The sequence below is a fragment of the Bradyrhizobium cenepequi genome, assembly GCF_020329485.1.
Classification (GTDB): domain Bacteria; phylum Pseudomonadota; class Alphaproteobacteria; order Rhizobiales; family Xanthobacteraceae; genus Bradyrhizobium; species Bradyrhizobium cenepequi.
The window spans coordinates 123,355-141,069 of record NZ_JAGKJI010000010.1; the positions used below are offsets into that span (position 1 = coordinate 123,355).

Genomic DNA, 17,715 nt, shown 5'->3' on the forward strand with positions numbered 1-17,715 from the left:
CCGATGCGAGGGGTTTTGGTTCCTGGTATAGCTGCCGCGCCAGGCGGCCGGCATTTGCGTGAGTGCACCCGTGTTGCAGAGAAACCTGTCCACCTACCGCAAGAAGCGCGACTTCTCCAAGACCGACGAGCCCTCCGGCAAGGCCAAGGTCGCGCCCGCCAAACAGCCGCGGTTCGTAATCCAGAAGCATGATGCCACGCGGCTGCATTACGACCTCCGGCTCGAAATGGACGGGGTCTTCAAGTCATGGGCGGTGACGAAAGGGCCCTCGCTCGATCCGCACGACAAGCGCCTCGCGGTGGAGGTCGAGGACCATCCGCTCGATTACGGCGATTTCGAAGGCACCATTCCCGAGGGGCAGTATGGCGGCGGCACCGTGATGCTGTGGGATCGCGGCTACTGGGAATCCGACGATCCAGAAGGCGGGCTGAAAAAGGGCGATCTGAAGTTCACCCTGGATGGCGACAAGCTGCATGGAAGCTGGGTGCTGGTGCGGATGCGCGGCGATCGCTTCGGCGGCAAGCGTACCAATTGGCTCCTGATCAAGCACCGTGACGAATACGCCAAGGAGGACGGGGAAAGCATCCTCGATGAAGACCGCTCCGTCGCCTCCGGCCGCACGATGCAGCAGATCGCGGCCGGCAAGGGCCGGGCGCCGAAGCCGTTCATGTTGGCGAAGACCGGCCGTGCCAAAGCGAAGGCCGATGCGGTCTGGCAATCCAACCGGGAGGAGACAAGCGAGGCGCGTCCGCGGACGAAAGCGCCGTCGCCAAAAACGCTGGCATCCAAATCGCGCACTGCGGCCAAAGCCAAGGAAAAAAAGATTGAGGCGAAGCAGGTCGAGGTGATGCCGGACTTCGTCGCGCCGGAGCTCTGCACGTCAGTCGACCGTCCGCCCGGCGGCGCAGGCTGGTGCCACGAGATCAAGTTCGATGGCTACCGCGTGCAATTGCGCGTCGAAGACGGCGAGGTCACGCTCAAGACCCGCAAGGGCCTCGACTGGACCGACAAGTTCAGCGCCATTGCGAAAGAGGGCGGCAAGCTGCCGGATGTGATGATCGACGGCGAGATTGTCGCGCTGGATCAGAACGGCACACCGGATTTCTCGACCCTACAAGCGGCGATCTCGGACTGCAAGACCGATGCTCTGATCTTCTATGCCTTCGACCTGTTGTTCGCCGATCATGAGGATCTGCGCGCGCTGCCGCTTGCCGAACGCAAGGCGCGACTAAAGCGGCTTCTGGAAGCGCGCAAAGGCAGGAAGCAGCAGATCCAATATGTCGAGCATTTCGAGAGCAGCGGGGATGCGGTACTGCAATCGGCCTGCAAACTGGAGCTGGAGGGCATCGTCTCCAAGAAGCTGGATGCGCCCTATCGTTCCGGCCGTTCCGAACTGTGGACCAAGGCGAAATGCCGCGCTGGTCACGAGGTCGTGCTGGGCGGCTGGAAGACCACCAGCGGAAAATTCCGCTCGCTGATGGCCGGCATCCATCGCGGCGACCATCTCGCCTTTGTCGGGATTGTCGGCACCGGCTTTGGCCAGGACAAGGTCCGCCGGCTGTTGCCGGTGCTGAAGGCGCACGAGTCCGACAAGAGCCCGTTCGGCGGCGAGAATGCGCCACGCAAGACGCGCGATATGCATTGGCTGAAGCCTGACCTTGTCGCCGAAATCGAATTCGCCGGCTGGACCGAGGGCGGCAATATCCGGCAGGCCGCGTTCAAGGGACTGCGGCAGGACAAGCCGGCCAAGGAGGTGGAAGCCGAGGAGCCGGCCGAGACCGAGATCGCCGAGCCGAAGCCGGGCAGGGCTGCTGCGAGAGCTGCGAAATCGGCCGCGGACAAATCCTCTGTTGTCATGGGCGTCGTGATCTCGAAGCCCGACAAGGAGATGTGGCCCGACGCCTTTGACGGTGAGGGTGTGACCAAGCTCGATCTCGCGCGCTATTTCGAGGCGGTCGGCGAATGGATGATCGTCCATCTCAAGGGCAGACCGTGCTCGATCGTGCGCGCACCAGACGGCATCCATGGCGAGAAATTCTTCCAGCGCCATGCGATGCAGGGCATGTCGAACCTGCTGGAGCTCGCAAAGGTCTCCGGCGACCGCAAGCCTTATGTGCAGATCGATCGCGTCGAGGGATTGGCAGCCGTCGCACAGATCGGCGGACTCGAACTGCATCCCTGGAATTGCGCGCCTGATATCTACGATACGCCGGGACGGTTGGTGTTCGACCTCGATCCCGCGCCGAATGTCGAATTTTCGGATGTGATCGAGGCCGCCAAGGACATGCGCCAGCGTCTTGCGGCGGTGGGCATCGAGAGCTTTTGCAAGACCACCGGCGGCAAAGGCCTGCATGTCGTGGCGCCGTTGCTGTATGGCGTAAAGGACCGCGTGAGCTGGAAAGAGGCAAAAGCCTTCGCGCAAGCGATCTGCCAGTGGATGGCCGATGACGATCCCGAGCAATATCTGCTCAACATGTCGAAGAAACTGCGCAAGGGGAAGATCTTCCTCGACTATCTGCGTAACGACCGGATGTCGACTGCGGTAGCGGCCCTGTCGCCGCGCGCCCGCGAAGGCGCCACCGTCTCGATGCCGCTGACCTGGGCGCAAGTGCGCGGCGACCTCGATCCGAAGAAGTACACGGTGCGCACCGTGCCGTCGCTCCTCGCCAGGAGCAAGGCGTGGGATGGCTATGACGATGCGGCTTCGTCGATCAAGGCGGCGATGAAGAAGTTGGCGACGAAGAAGTAGGGTGGGCAAAGCGCGGCGTGCCCACCATTGCTTGCGGAGTGTGGATGGTGGGCAAGCTGCGCTTTGCCCACCCTACGGATTTGCGATCCGTTCCTCAGATCCTTCCGAGCAACAGCAGGACCAGCAGGATGACGATCACGAGTCCAAGCCCGCCGCCGCCGTAGTAGCCGGTGCCATAGAATGGTCCGCCGCCGATGCCGCTGAAGCCGCCCAGCAGGAGAATGATCAGAATGATGATAATGATCGTTCCAATTGACATATAAATCTCTCCTCAGCCCGGAGGGCCTCGTTGCGTTCTGCTCTTCGTTTGAGGAAACGAACCGACATCATCAAGGTTCCGGCTTTTGCGCCGCGCGTATCGGCCCTCCGTTTGGCCGACGTGGCACCAAACGCAGTTGGTCAGAGGAGGAATTTTGCAATGTCCGCTCCATTGGTCGTTTCGATTCCACATAGTCTTGGCCGCGATGAAGCCATGCGTCGCCTGAAGACGGGACTCTCCCGCGCCGCGAACAGCGTGCCGGTGCTCAAGGTCGACGAGGAGCGCTGGGAGGACAATCGCATGATCTTTCGCGTGCGCGCACTCGGACAGGCCGCGACCGGCCATGTCGATGTCGACGAGGATCATGTGAAGGTGGAAGTGACGTTGCCCTGGCTGCTGCAACGCTTTGCCGAAGTTGCGCAAACCGCGATCCGAAATCGCGGCCGTCTGCTGCTGACGAAACGCAATTGAAGCGACGCATCAGGCTTCAGTCTAGGCGCGGACACGCTTTCGCGCTGGCCTCGCAGCGGCGGCGACTTTCGCCTTCAGGACTGCAACGGGCAGATGCCGAAAGAGCGTGGAGAGCCGAAGCTCGTTCTCGCCGGCGTCGGTGACATAGCCCTTGATGGTGACCGCTCCGTCGAAAGCGTCCGCGTTCGGCCAGACGCGGCCGACTTCGGTGAAAGGTGCAAAGGACTTTGCAACGACGACGATGACGGCATCGCGCTCCCATTGTCGCGCAAAGGCGATGACGTGATCGCTGTGCGGCCCGCTCGCCTCCAGCGGCAGGTAGTTGCCCTGCGTGAACACGTCCGGGAGTTCGGTGCGAAGTCGCAGCAGGTGCCGTGTCCAGGCGAGCTTCAAGCGACCCTCGGCCCATTCCCGCACAAGCTGCGTCCAGTCCGGCTTTTCCAGTGCAGCAAGTGCAGATGCGCGCGCGGCAAAGTCGATCGGACGGCGATTGTCGGGATCGACGAGAGAGAAATCCCAGAACTCGGTGCCTTGGTAGAAGTCCGGCACGCCGGGAAGCATCGCCTTCAGCGTGAGCTGGCTCAGCGAGTTCAGCGCGCCCAATAGCGATAGCCTTCGTGCCAGGGTTTCGAGCGCGTTCAGGAAGTCGGCCGAACGCGAGCGGTCCAGAATGCGCTCGATGAACGTCTTGAGCCCGGCCTCATAGGCCTGGTGCGGATTGAGCCAGCTCGTCTCCTGCTTGCCTTCGCGAGACGCTTTCAGGGCATAGGCCTGCATGCGCTCAAGGAAGTCGGGATCATCGGGCTGCCATGCGCCAAGCAGCGCCTGGTAGAGCATGTACTCGGAGGTCGCCGACGGCGCGCGAAATTCGCCCTCGACCACAAGGTGCGGCGCGTTGAGGACTTTCCAGCGCGATACCGCACTCGTCCATTCGCCGGGAATTTCCGCGAGCGCCAGGATGCGGGCACGGGCGTCCTCGCCGCGCTTGGTGTCGTGGGTTGCGGTCGCGGTCATGCCGTGCGGCCATTCGTTGGCGCGCCTTTGCATCATCTCGTGAAATGCATCGATCGACAGCCCTTTTGCGGCCGGATCGCCGCCGACCTCGTTCAGCGCTAGCAGGCGGTGATAGCGGTAGAAGGTCGTGTCCTCCAGCGACTTTGCCATCATCGGCCCGGTGAATTGCTGCACCTTCTGCGCAAAGCGGCGGACGCGCGGCGCGCTGTGGGTGGCCCGGCCAGGCTTGATCAGGTCCATAGTCAGCGCGTCCTTAAGAAAATCGAAAATGCCTTCGTCGGCGGCGAACCAGTCGGTGCGCGCCCGCGCGACCGTCTCCGCGATCAGCGCCCGATCGTGCGGCGTCGGGCCGGAGGCGGTGAGATAGGTGCGGTAGACCGGGAAGTGCAACACATAGAGCTCGAGCGCCTGCCGCAGGCTGTCGGCGGCAAAATCGCGGGTCGAGTAGTGGCCGTTCGCGATCCGCGCGAGCAGCCGCCACAGCACCGTGAATTCGCTGGTCAAGAGCGTCTCGAGCACGCGGCGCTTCGCCTCTCGCAGCACCGGCGCCAGCCTTGGCGACTGGTTGCTGATCTGCCGCCAGATCTCGTCGAGCGGTTCCAGGCCGTTGCCATCGGCCAGCGCTTGCGTGATCGCATTCATCCATTCATAGCCGGTGGTGCCGTGAACGCCGGCAAGCGCAGGCAGCCTCTCGTGCTCGCCGAGGATCTTTTCGATCACCAAATAGAACGGCCGGCCACCGCCTTGCGCATGGCGGATCAGGCGGCGCAGCCGCTGGCAATATTGCGCGGGATCGAACAAGCCGTCGATATGGTCGAGCCGCAGTCCCTGCAGCTTGCCTTCCGCGATCAACCGCTTCACGAGCAGGTGGATCGCCTCGAAGGTGCCCGCATCCTCGACGCGGATGCCGGCGAGATTGTTGATGTCGAAGAAACGGCGGTAGTTGATGTCGCTGGAGGCGAGCCGCCAGTGGCCGAGCTTGTAGTGTTGGCGTTCGAGCAGATGATGCAGCGCCAGCGTTTGCTGCGGACGGCCCTCGCCGGCGCGATAGGCGGATAGCCCACGCGCGATGATCTCGGCGGCACCGGCGATCGCCTTCAATTCCGCCTTGAAGTCGGGTGCTTCCCTCCGGTTGGGATGCCGCAGCCCCCGGTAGCGCGACGCGAGCGCCAGGATGGCCTTGCCCGCATCGCTCTCGGCAGCATCCGCTTCGCGCACGATCGTTCGCAGCACTTCGCCATAGCGCTCCGGCGCGATCGGCAGGCGATGCTCGAAATACCAGGCGGAGAAGCTGCCTTCCCCCGCATCGTAGCGCAGCTCGATCGCGCCGCGCTCCAGCGCCTGCCCATAGAACGAGCCGAGGATCGGCAGCAGCACGCCGCCGCGGCCGCGATAGGGCAATTGCTCCCAGTCGATGTCGAAGGAGGCCGCGTGTGGCGAGGTAGGGCCCCATTCGAGCACGTCGAGCCACCAGGGATTGTCATCGAAATGCACGCCGACATGGTTGGGCACGAAGTCCAGGATCAGCCCGAGATCGTGCTGCCTCAGCACCGCACTCAAGCGTTCGAAACCGGCTTCGCCGCCGAGCTCTGGATTGAATTGCGTGTGATCGACGACGTCATAGCCGTGCGCCGAGCCCTTGCGCGCCTTCATGAAAGGCGAGGCATAGAGATGCGTGATGCCGAGCGCCTTGAGATAGGGGACGACCTCGGCGGCAGCATCGAAATCGAAGTCGGCGGTGAGCTGCAACCGATAGGTCGCGATCGGAATCGCGGGGGGCATTCTTCTATCCGATGTGCCAGCACACCGACCAAGCGGGGATGTTATCGCCCAACGCACTGCCCCAGATCAAAGTTCCCGCAGGCCGATCTTTCGGAGCCGCGATCTCGCGGTCGCCGAGATTGGCGGTCAGCGATAATCGTCTGCCGTCGCCCATGCGCCAATGCGCGGTCAGCAGGTCGCCCTCCGCATGCGCGTCGCCGAAACTGGCGCCCGCGAGCCGCGGCATGATTTCGCGGCGGCGCATCGCAAGCAGGCTCCTCACCAGCGCCAGCCTTGTCCGTCCCGGCTCGCGGTCGCGCTCCGTCCAATCGAGCACGGCCGATTGAAAGCTCGATTGCTCCAGCGGATCGGGAACCTCATCGCCATATTTGGCGTAGGCCCAGGCATATTCCTCGCGCCGGCCCTTGCGCACGGCATGGGCGAGATCGCCGTGGAAATCGCAGAAGAACGGAAACGGCGCCTTCGAGCCCCATTCCTCGCCCATGAACAGCATCGGCGTCATCGGTGCCAGCAGCGTGATCGCGAGCGCAGCCTCGATCGCCTTTGGATCGGCGAGACTTTCCAGTCGATCGCCGAACGGGCGATTGCCGATCTGGTCGTGGTTCTGCAGGAAGTTGACGAAGCAGGTCGGCGACAGCGCGCCGCTCGGCTCGCCACGGGGGATGCCGCCCCAGAAGGTCGAGACCTCGCCCTGGTAGACGTAGCCGGATGCCAGGGCACGGGCGAGGTTGCCGCGCGGCGAACGCTGATAATCGCCGTAATAGCCCTGTGCCTCGCCAGTCAGCATCACGTGCCAGACGTGATGATAGTCGTCATTCCATTGCCCGCGATACTTGCCGCGCGGCGGGTCCTCGGTGGCGTCGAGCAGGCGCGCACGATTGTCGCTGTTCTCGAGCACCATATTGATGTGCCGGCCGGTCTCCGCCGCAAGTTGGCCGACGGCTACGCTGAGATCATGCAGGATCGGGATCTCGCCGGCCTCCACGATGGTGTTGACGGCGTCGAGCCGCAGGCCGTCGAAGCGGTAGTCCCGCAACCAATGCACCGCGTTCCCGATCGCGAAGTCGCGCACCTCTTTGACGCGATAGTCGATCGCGCTACCCCAGGGGGTATGTGCATCGGTGAAAAAGTTCGGCGCGTAGCGGCCGAGATAATTCCCTTCGGGGCCGAAATGGTTGTAGACGACATCTAACATCATCATCAGCCCGCGCTGATGGGCAGCGTCGATCAGCGCCTTCAAGTCCTCCGGCCGGCCATAGGCGCTGTCGGGCGCGTACCACAAGACGCCGTCATAGCCCCAGTTGCGGGTCCCTGCGAAGTCGGCAAGCGGCATCAGTTCCAACGCGGTGATGCCGCACTCGAGGAGATGGTCGAGCTTGTCGATGATCGCACGATAGGTGCCCTCGGCCGTCAAGGTGCCGACATGCGCCTCGAGCACAACGGCCTCATGCCACGGCCGGCCGCGCCAGTCGGCGGCACGCCACGGGAAGGCGTCGTGGTCGATCACTTCGCTCGGGCCAAAGACGTCGTCGGGCTGGAACGCGGAGGCGGGATCGGGCACGTCGATCTCGTCATCGATGCGGAATTTGTAGCGCGCGCCGGCGGCGACGCCGGGAATTTCGGCCGTGAACCAGCCATTGTCGCCGCGGTTCAGCGCATGCGGCTTGTCGAGCAACACGTCGACGCGCTTGGCCGCCGGCGCCCACAGGCGGAACACCGCGCCGTCCTTCGTCAGTAGGGGGCCGAAATGCCGCTCATTCATGCCGAGCCCGCAAAGGCGAGCACCGAGCGGGGAGGCGCCTTGGTCTCGGCGCCGGACGCGAAATCAACAGGCATCTGCTTGGTCTCGGTGGTGTTGAGCACTTGGCGCCAATTCCTGTACTCGGTCATCACAGGCATCTTGAACGCGATCTCTTCCGGTGCAGCATTCAGCACAATAAAGATCGGCGCCTGCCCTGGTTCCATCGGTCCGAGCACGTAAGAGAGAAAACGCCCCTCAGGGAAATTCCAGTCGGACTCTTTCATCTCTTCCCCGCCCGGCGTCAGCCACAACACGCCATAGGAGCCGTCCGCGCGGCGGCCGGCCAGCCAGCGCTGCGAGCGAAGCTGGGCGAACTTGCGGCGCAGCCCGGTCAAATGGCCGACGAAGTCGGTGAAGTCCTCGATTTCGTCACCGAAATTGTCCCAATTGACCCAGCCGACCTCATTGTCCTGGCAGTAGGCATTGTTGTTGCCGTTCTGCGAGTTGCCGACCTCGTCCCCGGCGAGCAACAGCGGCGTGCCCTGCGCCAGCAAGAGGCAGGCGAGCTGGTTCTTGCGGAGCTGGCGGCGCAGCGCGATGATATCGGGATCATCGGTCGGGCCCTCGACGCCGCAATTGTTGCTGTGGTTGTCGTTGGAGCCGTCGCGATTGTCCTCGCCATTGGCCTCGTTGTGCTTCTGGTTGTAGCTGAAGAGGTCCATCAGCGTGAAACCGTCATGCACGGTGATGTGATTGACACTGGCGCGCGTCGCGCGGTTGTCGTGATTAAACAGATCCGATGATGCCGTCATGCGGCTCGAGACGTCGCCGATCAGGCTGCCTTCGCCGCTCCAATAGCGCCGCATCGCGCTGCGATAGCGGTCGTTCCATTCCGACCATTGCGAGGGAAACGCGCCGACCTGGTAGCCGCCGAGGCCGAGGTCCCAGGGTTCGGCGACGAGCTTGACGGTGGCGAGCACCGGGTCCTGCCTGATCGCGGTGAGGAAACACGCACTGCGGTCATAGCCGTTCGGTCCGCGCGCGAGCGTGGTCGCGAGATCGAAGCGGAAGCCGTCGACGTGACAGACCTCGACCCAGTAGCGCAGCGAGTCCATCACCATCTGCAGCACGCGCGGATGGGTGAGCCTGACCGAATTGCCGCAGCCGGTGAAGTCGTCGTAGTAACGCGGATTGTCCGGCCTCAGCCAGTAATACGAGGCGTTGTCGATGCCGCGGAACGACAGCGTCGGGCCCATATGGTTGCCCTCGGCCGTGTGGTTGTAGACGACGTCGAGCATCACCTCGATGCCGGCATCGTGCAATCGCGCCACCGTGGTGCGGAAGGAATCGAGCGCATTGTCCTGAGCGTAGCGTGGCTCCGGCGCGAAGAAGGCGAAGGTGTTGTAGCCCCAGTAATTGGCGAGCTTCTTCTCGACCAGGATGCGGTCATCGATCAGTCCGTGGATCGGCAACAGCTCGATCGTGGTGACGCCGAGCCGCTTGAGATGGTTGATCATCGCCGGCGAGGACAGTCCGCCATAGGTGCCGCGCAGGTTCGGCGCGACGTCCTCGCGCTTCTGCGTCAGTCCCTTGACATGGGCCTCGTAGATGATCGTGTCTTCCCAGGGGATGTGGGGACGGATTTCGCGGCGGCCCCAGTTGAAGGTCTCGTCGACCACGACCGCCTTTGGCATGCCGCGGGCGTTGTCGCGTCGGTCAAAGGAAAGGTCCTCGCGCGCGCTGCCGGTGCGGTAGGCGAAATGCGCATCGCTCCACACCAGTCGCCCGGCCAGCCGCTTGGCGTAGGGATCGAGCAGGAGCTTGTTGGCATTGAACCTGTGGCCGCGCTCCGGCGCGTAGGGGCCGTAGACGCGATAGCCGTAGAGCTGACCCGGCGAGACATCGTTGAGATAGCCGTGCCAGACGTCCTCGGTCCGCTCCGGCAGTTCGATGCGTTCGAGCTCGCGCCGACCCTGGCTGTCGAACAGGCACAGCTCGACTTTCTCCGCATTCGCAGAGAACAACGCAAAATTGGTGCCCCTTCCGTCCCAGCTGGCGCCCAGCCGGGACGACGTTCCCCCAGTCAGTCGCATAGGTCAGCTTTCAGGTACGAGGAAGATCGCAGCCAGCGGCGGAATGGTCAGGCTGAGCTCGGGCACGAGCCCTTCATGCGTGACCACCTCACCGATATTGCCGACATTGCTGCCGCCATAGTGCGACGAGTCTGAATTCAGCACCTCACGCCATTTCCCGGCAAAGGGCACGCGGACGCGATAGTTGTGGTAGACGTTCGGCGAGAAGTTCAGCACCACCAGGCAGCGCGAACGCGCATCGTTGCCTTTGCGGATCCAGGCGAACATGTTGTGGTCGGCGTCATCGGTGATGACCCATTCGAAGCCGGCCGGATCGCAATCCAGCTCATGCAGCGCCGGCAGCGCGCGATAAAGCCGGTTGAGGTCGCGCATGAGCGCCTGCACGCCGGCATATTTCGGCTGCTCGAGCAGATGCCAGTCGAGCGAATATTCGTGGGCCCACTCGCGCTCCTGGCCGAACTCGCAGCCCATGAACAGCAGCTTCTTGCCGGGATGGCCGAACATGAAGCTGTAATAGGCGCGCAAGTTCGCGAAGCGCTGCCAGTCGTCGCCGGGCATGCGGCCCAGGATCGAGCGTTTGCCGTGCACGACCTCGTCATGCGAGAGCGGCAGGATGAAGTTCTCCGAGAAGGCGTAGTGCAGGCCGAACAGGATGTCGCCGTGGTGATATTTGCGGTGAATCGGCTCCTTGCCGATGTAGCGCAAGGTGTCGTGCATCCAGCCCATGTTCCACTTGTAGCCGAAGCCGAGTCCGCCGAACTCGACCGGGCGGGACACCTGCGGCCAGGCGGTCGATTCCTCCGCCGCGGTCGTCGCCTGCGGAAAGCGCCCGAACACCTCGGTGTTGAAGCGGCGCAGGAAGTCGATTGCTTCCAGGTTCTCGCGGCCGCCATATTTGTTCGGGATCCAGCCGCCCGGAGGACGGCTGTAGTCGAGATAGAGCATGGAGGCGACCGCATCGACGCGCAGGCCGTCGACGCGGTAGCGGTCGAGCCAGAACAGCGCGTTCGAGACCAGGAAGTTGGTGATCTCGGTGCGCCCGTAATTGTAGATCAGCGTGCCCCAGTCGAGATGGCGGCCCTGCAGCGGGTTGGCGTGCTCATAGAGCGCGGTGCCGTCGAAATGGCCGAGGCCGTGCGGATCGTCGGGGAAGTGGCCGGGCACCCAGTCGAGCAGCACCCCTAACCCTTCGCGATGACAGGCATCGACGAGGGCGGCGAAGTCGGCCGGCGAGCCGAACCGGCTGGTCGGCGCGAACAGCCCGGTCGGCTGATACCCCCAGGAGCCGTCGAATGGATGCTCGCTGACGGGGAGGAATTCGAGATGGGTGAAGCCCATGTCCCGTGCATAGGGGGGGAGCTGCTCGGCCAGCTCGCGATAGGTCAGCCACTCATTGCTGCCCTTGCGCCGCCACGAGCCGAGATGGACCTCGTAGATCGAGATCGGTGCGCTGACCGCGTTGATGCCTGATGGTGCTGGCTGCGGATGCGGGATGTTGTCGAGGTCGACGACGATCGAGGCGGTCTTCGGGCGCAGCTCCGCGCCAAACGCCACCGGATCGGACTTCAGCGGCAGATGCTGGCCGTTGGGGCCGATGATGTCAAACTTGTAATGGTCGCCGGCGCGGGCATGCGGGATGAACAGTTCCCAATAGCCGACGCCGCGCACTCGCATCGGATGCCGCCGTGCGTCCCAGAAGTTAAAATCGCCGACCACGCTGACGCGCCGCGCGTTCGGCGCCAGCACCACGAAGGCGATGCCCTCGACGCCGTCGAGCGTCATCGGATGCGCGCCGAGCTTGTCATAGATGCGCTGGTGGGTGCCTTCGCCGAGCAAATAGAGATCGAAATCGCTCAGGACGGGCGGGAAGCGGTAGGGGTCGTCGAGATCGACGACGTTGTCGCCGAACCGGGCGCGGAGCTGGTAGCGGCGCGAGCCGTTCGGCAGCGCGCCGGCGAACAGGCCGGCATCATGAATGCGCGCGAGCGGCGCGGTCTCGCCGTGCTCGCCGATCGCTTCGACATTGGACGCTTCAGGCAGGAAGGCGCGCACGACGCTCTGGTCGCCCTCGGAGTGCAGGCCGAGATAGCGGAAGGGATCGGAGTGGCGCCCCTCGATGATCGCGTAGGCTTCGGCAGGCAATCTGGTCATTGCGCCTCATGCGGTTGTTGCGCCAGGATACGGAGCATCCCGGTGAGCGGGACGCGCAGCCAGTCGGGCCGGTGCGCCAGCTCATATTCGATCTCGTAGAATGCTTTCTCAAGCAGGAAGAAGTTGAGCATCCGCTCGGCGGCCTCCGGATCGGCCGGCCACAAGCGCTGGCCGGCCATGGTCTCGCGATAGGCGGCCAGGAATGTCGCGCTGGTCCCATCGCGCCAATCGGCGAGCGCCAGCGCGAGCTTGCCTTGTTCATCCGGTGCGACCTTCAGCGCCCGATCGAGCGCGGCGGTGACGGAGTAGTCAATCGAGCGCACCAGGCCGGCGACATCGCGCGCCGCCGGTGCTTTGCGCCGCCGTTCGGCGATGCTCCGCCGCGGCTCGCCCTCGAAATCGATGATGAAGATGTCGTCCTTGACGATCAGCATCTGGCCGAGATGGAAATCGCCGTGGTGGCGGATGTTGAGGCCGTCGATGTCCGCAGGCAGCAGCGCCTTCAGCCGGGCCGGCAGGCTATCCTGCTGAGCCAAAAACTGCGCCACCAGCGGCCGATCGGCCTCCTTCAGCGCATCCCGCCGCTGCGTCAGCGTCTCGAAGACACGGTCGGCGCGGGCCATGATGTCGTCGGTCCAGCGCTGCACGTCTTCCGGGCTGGTCCGCTCCGGGACGAACTCGGGCAGGTCGCGGTTGCTCGCGAGCGCAATGTGCAGCTCGGCGACCCGTTTTCCGGTCTGCGCCATGTAGCGCAGATAGGAGATCTGCTGTTCGCCTTGCTTCGTCTCATGGTTGGTTGCAAGCAGCCGCTGCTCATCGACGAAACGGTCGAGATAGGCGGCGCTTACGGTCCATGCGTCGCCCTGGTTGGTGACAAAGGCGTGAACGACGCCGACCGCGCTGCGCTGCTCGCCCTCGATGAGCTCGACCGTGCCGAGCAGCGCGGGCGAGTTGGCGAAGCCGGCGACGTCGGTGAGGAAACGCCCGATCTCGATCTCCGGATTGATGCCGGGTTCGAGCCTGCGATAGATCTTGACGACGTAATCCTCGTCGACCAGCGCCGTGCTGTTGGACTGCTCGGTCTCCACCGCGCGGATGCGCTGGGGCTGCTTGATCGGCCTGTCCGTGAAGCGGCCGGTCGGGCGGAATTCGAGGCGCAGTGCGATGCCGAGCTCCTCGTCCTCCACCGTGAGCGACTGCGCCAGATTGCGCAGCAACAGCGCGATGAAGATCTCGTCGGTCGCAACGTCGAGCAGCGTACCCTCGCGCGCGCCCTGTCGTACCGCGGCGAGTGCGCGCGGATTGTAGCGCTCGCGGTCGAAGCGCAGCCATTCGATCCGGATCGGCAGCACGTAGCGTGAAGTGACGCCGCGCTGGATGCATTGGAAGAAAGCGAGCCAGGGTCGGTTGTCGCCGATGTCGCAGAAGGGAATCGCGGAGACGAGCAGCGGCTGAATCGCTTTCGACGAACTCTCGGGGAACCAGCGCGCTCGCGACAGGTGGCCCGGCAGCACGTCGCGCTCGAACACGCCGCGGGCGCGCGCCAGCGACACCCAGGTCGAATTCAGCGGCACGACCAGCGTTTCGAATTCCGGCACCGCCCGCCGCGGCACGGCGATGGTCTTGTCCGGCTCCTGGAGCTGGAACCAGTAGAAGCCATACGGCGCCAGCGTGATCATATAGGGCAGTTCGCCGATCGTCGGGAAGCGCGTGCGGCCGAGCATCTCCAGGGGAATGCGTCCCTTGAAGGCGGAAAGGTCCAGTTCGGTCGCCTGCGCCGAGCGCGACAGGTTGGCGACGCAGAGAATGACCTCGTCCTGATATTGCCTGACATAGGCGAGCACCGAGCGGTTCTCAGGGCGGATGAAGGTCATGGAGCCGCGGCCGAAGGCCAGCGTCGACTTCCGCACCGCGATCAGCCGCTTGGTGGCGCTGAGCAGCGATGACAGGCTGCGCGACTGCGCTTCCACGTTCACGGCCTCATAGCCGTAGACGGGGTCCATGATCATGGGCGCGTAGAGTCGCGCCGGATCGGCGCGGGAGAAGCCGCCGTTGCGGTCCGGGCTCCATTGCATCGGCGTGCGGACGCCGTTACGGTCGCCGAGATAGATGTTGTCGCCCATCCCGATCTCGTCGCCGTAATAGATGATCGGCGTGCCCGGGAACGAGAGCAGAAGCGAATTCATCAGCTCGATCTTGCGCCGGTCATTGTCCATCAGCGGCGCGAGGCGGCGGCGAATGCCGACATTGATGCGGGCGCGGGGATCGTTGGCATAGGTCGACCACAGATAGTCGCGCTCGACATCAGTGACCATTTCCAGCGTCAGCTCATCATGGTTGCGCAGGAACAGCGCCCATTGGCAACTTTCTGGGATGTCGGGCGTCTGGCGCAGGATGTCGGTGATCGGAAAGCGGTCCTCCTGCGCGATCGCCATGTAGATGCGCGGCATCAGCGGGAAGTGATACGCCATTTGGCATTCGTCTTCGCGGCCGAAATATTCCTGCACGTCCTCCGGCCATTGATTGGCTTCTGCGAGCAGGACCTTGCCCTTGGCATAGGCGTCGAGCTCGCGCCGTATCAGTTTGATGATGGCGTGCGTCTCGGGCAGGTTCTCGCTAGTGGTGCCTTCGCGCTCGCAGAGGTAAGGGATGGCATCGAGCCGGAACCCGTCGACCCCGGTGTCGAGCCAGCGCTTCATCACCTGCATGATGGCGCGCACCACGCGCGGGTTGTCGAAGTTCAGGTCGGGCTGGTGCGAGAAGAAGCGGTGCCAGTAGAACTGGCCCGCTTCGGGGTCCCAGGTCCAGTTCGACTTCTCGGTATCGGTGAAGATGATCCGCGTGCCCTGGTATTTTTGGTCGGTGTCGCTCCAGACATACCAGTTGCGCGCGCTCGAGCCGGGATGGCTGCGGCGCGCGCGCTTGAACCAGGCGTGCTGGTCGGAGGTATGGTTGATGACGAGCTCGGTGATGACGCGCAGGCCGCGCTTCTTGGCCTCGTGGATGAAGCGTTTGAAGTCCTTCATCGTCCCGAAATCGGGATTGATGTCGCCATAGTCGGCGATGTCGTAGCCGTCATCGCGCCCGGGGGACGGATAGAACGGCAACAGCCACAGCGTGGTGACACCGAGGTCCTGCAGATAGCCAAGCTTCTCGGTTAGCCCAGCGAAATCGCCGATGCCATCATTGTTGCTGTCGGCGAAGGCCTTGACGTGGAGCTGGTAGATGATGGCGTCCTTGTACCAGAGCTCGTCCGCCGTCTCGGTGGCAACCAGTTCCTTCGTCTCGACCGCTGAAAGCACGTTCATGGCGCGGTCCCCTTCAGGCCAGGCAGCGGAACAGCACCGCCGGATCGCGCATCGGATCAATCCGCACCCGGATGCCGCCCCAGTCGAGTGCATAGCGTTCGCCGGTGATGAGGTTCTCGACCGCCGCGATATGGCGGCGATCGTCTGCGGCGCCGGTCTGGACATCGCCAAGCGGCAGCCAGAATTCGTGAACGTCGCGCGATAACGCGATCGCGACTGCAACCGTGTTGCTTCCGTCGACGGAGTTGCTTCCGTCGACGGCTTCCTTGACGAACCCGATCACATTGCTGTCCTCGATGGGCAGGAAACGCAAATTGCTGGTCTGCTGCAGCGCTGCGTTGGCGCGGCGCGCCAGATTGAGGTCGCGGATATAGGCCTTGATGTTGCCGGGCTTGTCCCAGTCACGCACCTTGATCTCGTATTTCTCGGAATCGAGATATTCCTCCCGTCCGGGGATCGGCTCGTGCTCCAGCAGCTCGAAGCCGTTGTAGAGGCCGTAGGTGCCGGACAGCGTCGCCGCCAGCGCCACGCGGGACTTGAACATCCAGGGTTCGCCGCCCTGCAGATGGAAGGGCAGGATGTCGGGCGTGTTGACGAAAAAATTCGGCCGGTAGAAATCGCGCTCGGGATAGCCGGTGAGCTCGATCAGGTATTGCTCCAGCTCCCAGCGCTGGGTTCGCCAGGTGAAATAGGTGTACGACTGGGTGAAGCCGAGCTTGGCCAGGCCCTTCATCAGTTTCGGCCGCGTGAAGGCCTCGGCGAGGAAGATCACGTCGGGATGGTGCAACTGCACCTGATGGATCAGCCATTCCCAGAACGGGAACGGTTTGGTGTGGGGATTGTCGACGCGGAAAATCTTCACGCCCTGGTCGACCCAGAACAGGACCACGTCGCGCAGCGCGTTCCACAGCGAGCCCGCGTCTTCGCAGCCGAAATCCGGGTTGACGATGTCCTCATATTTCTTCGGTGGATTCTCCGCATAGCGCATCGAGCCGTCAGGGCGCTTCTTGAACCATTGCGGATGTTCCTTCAGCCAGGGATGGTCCGGCGCACATTGCACCGCGAAGTCGAGCGCGACTTCCATGTTGTGCTCTTTGCACGCCAGGACGAAGGCGCGGAAATCCTGCAGCGTCCCCAGTTCCGGATGCACGGCGTCATGGCCGCCTTCGGCCGAGCCAATCGCGTAAGGGCTGCCGGGATCGCCTTCCTTGGCGGTCACCGCATTGTTGCGCCCCTTGCGGTTCGTCTTGCCGATCGGGTGGATCGGCGTGAAGTAGACGACGTCGAACCCCATCGCAGCGACATCAGGCAGGCGGTCGATGCAGTCACGGAAGGTGCCGTGCTGTCCCGGCACCTTGCCCTGGCTGCGCGGGATCATCTCGTACCACGAGCCGAAGCGCGCTCGCGGGCGGTCGGCCACGAACGGGAAAAGCTGTGACCGCGTCAGGTCGGGCCGCGATTGGCTTTCAGCCATCGCTTCCTGCAATTCGGGCGTGAGCAGCGGCGCCGGATCGCCGGTCTGGAGGTAGTTTTCGCATTGCTTGAGGATGACGGCCGCCGCCGCCCGTCCACCGCCCTGCGCCTTGGTCAGCATGCCCGCGCCTTCGATGGCGTCGAGCGTCACATCGGCGCCGGCCTTCTGCTTCAGGTCAAAGCCGTGGCGCCAGGTGGCGAATTCGTCGGTCCAGGCCTCGATCGCGTAAAAATAGCGGCCGGGTGCGTCGGGGACGAAGGAACCAAACCAGCGGTCATTGCCGTGCAAGATCATCGGCTCGCGCCGCCATTCGTGGTCGAGCTCGCCGCGCCAGATCAGTTCTGCGGCGACGATGTCGTGCCCGTCGCGGTAGATGTCGGCCCAGACATCCACGCGCTCCCCGACGATGCGTTTCACGGGGAAGCGGCCGCCGTCGATCAGCGGATAGACATCCTCGATATGGAAAGTGCCGGCGGCACTCTCGACAGTTTGAGCGGTTTTGTTCACGGTGATGCCGCCACTGACACGGAAATGACGCCCCCTTTGCGTGAAGGATACGCTCCGGACTGATATAGAAAGCCGCTCGCGGGACATTGGTTCCGGCGGAACGGCTCGAAGGACAGCGAGTTAAACATCATCTATCCCCTTCCTGCATCTACATAATTTCGTGACC

Annotated in this window: 9 protein-coding genes; 2 read left to right on the plus strand and 7 right to left on the minus strand. The window is 63.7% G+C overall.

Going from position 1 to position 17,715, the window contains the following annotated elements; all coding sequences use genetic code 11:
- Nucleotides 1-73: 73 nt before the first annotated feature.
- A complete protein-coding gene (gene ligD / locus J6497_RS14335) occupies nt 74-2,749 on the plus strand; it encodes a DNA ligase D (RefSeq protein ID WP_225704952.1) in 2,676 nt (891 codons plus the stop codon).
- A 94-nt stretch (nt 2,750-2,843) separates the two neighbouring features.
- On the opposite strand, the gene J6497_RS14340 is transcribed toward ligD, so the two are convergent.
- Nucleotides 2,844-3,008, minus strand: coding sequence for a DUF3309 family protein (locus tag J6497_RS14340; protein WP_225704904.1), 165 nt, complete (start codon nt 3,006-3,008; stop codon nt 2,844-2,846).
- Between the two features lie 159 nt (nt 3,009-3,167).
- Between J6497_RS14340 and J6497_RS14345 the strand changes: the two genes are divergently transcribed.
- Nucleotides 3,168-3,479, plus strand: coding sequence for a polyhydroxyalkanoic acid system family protein (locus tag J6497_RS14345; RefSeq protein ID WP_225704905.1), 312 nt, complete (start codon nt 3,168-3,170; stop codon nt 3,477-3,479).
- A gap of 21 nt (nt 3,480-3,500) precedes the next feature.
- Here the strand turns inward: J6497_RS14345 and treY are convergent, their stop codons facing one another.
- Genes treY through J6497_RS14375 form a run of 6 tightly spaced genes read right to left on the minus strand, consistent with a single transcriptional unit; the run spans nt 3,501 to nt 17,549 of the window.
- Nucleotides 3,501-6,275, minus strand: coding sequence for a malto-oligosyltrehalose synthase (gene treY, locus J6497_RS14350; RefSeq protein ID WP_225704906.1), 2,775 nt, complete (start codon nt 6,273-6,275; stop codon nt 3,501-3,503).
- Nucleotides 6,276-6,279: 4 nt separating this feature from the next.
- Complete coding sequence (gene treZ / locus J6497_RS14355; protein WP_225704907.1) at nt 6,280-8,037, minus strand: malto-oligosyltrehalose trehalohydrolase; 1,758 nt, start codon at nt 8,035-8,037, stop codon at nt 6,280-6,282.
- Nucleotides 8,034-10,109 carry a glycogen debranching protein GlgX gene (glgX, locus tag J6497_RS14360; protein ID WP_225704908.1) on the minus strand — a complete coding sequence of 692 codons (2,076 nt, stop codon included), beginning with the start codon at nt 10,107-10,109 and terminating at the stop codon, nt 8,034-8,036. Before glgX ends, treZ begins: the two co-directional genes overlap by 4 nt.
- 3 nt (nt 10,110-10,112) lie before the next feature.
- Nucleotides 10,113-12,260 carry a 1,4-alpha-glucan branching protein GlgB gene (gene glgB / locus J6497_RS14365; RefSeq protein ID WP_225704909.1) on the minus strand — a complete coding sequence of 716 codons (2,148 nt, stop codon included), beginning with the start codon at nt 12,258-12,260 and terminating at the stop codon, nt 10,113-10,115.
- A complete protein-coding gene (gene treS / locus J6497_RS14370; protein WP_225704910.1) occupies nt 12,257-15,568 on the minus strand; it encodes a maltose alpha-D-glucosyltransferase in 3,312 nt (1,103 codons plus the stop codon). Before treS ends, glgB begins: the two co-directional genes overlap by 4 nt.
- A gap of 13 nt (nt 15,569-15,581) precedes the next feature.
- Nucleotides 15,582-17,549, minus strand: a complete 1,968-nt coding sequence (locus J6497_RS14375) for an alpha-1,4-glucan--maltose-1-phosphate maltosyltransferase (protein ID WP_225704911.1) — start codon at nt 17,547-17,549, stop codon at nt 15,582-15,584.
- Between the last annotated feature and the right edge of the window lie 166 nt (nt 17,550-17,715).

Bases quoted from the DNA above. Each gene is read 5' to 3' on its own strand.
- J6497_RS14340 (WP_225704904.1), bottom strand. From the start codon at position 3,008: ATGTCAATTGGAACGATCATTATCATCATTCTGATCATTCTCCTGCTG.
- J6497_RS14345 (WP_225704905.1), top strand. From the start codon at position 3,168: ATGTCCGCTCCATTGGTCGTTTCGATTCCACATAGTCTTGGCCGCGAT.
- treY (WP_225704906.1), bottom strand. From the start codon at position 6,275: ATGCCCCCCGCGATTCCGATCGCGACCTATCGGTTGCAGCTCACCGCC.
- treZ (WP_225704907.1), bottom strand. From the start codon at position 8,037: ATGAATGAGCGGCATTTCGGCCCCCTACTGACGAAGGACGGCGCGGTG.
- glgX (WP_225704908.1), bottom strand. From the start codon at position 10,109: ATGCGACTGACTGGGGGAACGTCGTCCCGGCTGGGCGCCAGCTGGGAC.
- glgB (WP_225704909.1), bottom strand. From the start codon at position 12,260: ATGACCAGATTGCCTGCCGAAGCCTACGCGATCATCGAGGGGCGCCAC.
- treS (WP_225704910.1), bottom strand. From the start codon at position 15,568: ATGAACGTGCTTTCAGCGGTCGAGACGAAGGAACTGGTTGCCACCGAG.